The sequence below is a fragment of the Mycobacterium sp. UM_11 genome (assembly GCF_001414075.1).
Lineage (GTDB): Bacteria > Actinomycetota > Actinomycetes > Mycobacteriales > Mycobacteriaceae > Mycobacterium.
The window spans coordinates 1-203 of record NZ_LATC01000308.1 but is presented as its reverse complement, the minus strand read 5'-3'; the positions used below and the strand labels follow the sequence as shown (position 1 = coordinate 203).

Genomic DNA, 203 nt, shown 5'->3' with positions numbered 1-203 from the left:
CCGGGGGTGGTGGCCCCGGCCGAGAATGTCGGGCCGGGCACGGTGTTTGTGTATTCCGGTCGCGGTTCGCAGTGGGCCGGCATGGGCCGCCAGCTGTTGGCCGAGGAACCCGCCTTCGCCGCCGCGCTGGCCGAGCTGGACCCCGATTTCGTGGCCCAGGCCGGGTTTTCGCTGCACGAGGTGATCGCCACCGGCACCGAGCT

Annotated in this window: 1 protein-coding gene; it reads left to right on the top strand. The window is 71.9% G+C overall.

What is annotated here, in order from left to right; genetic code table 11:
• The coding region (locus WU80_RS25160; RefSeq protein WP_156349817.1) for an acyltransferase domain-containing protein at positions 1-203 on the top strand (203 nt) is incomplete at both ends.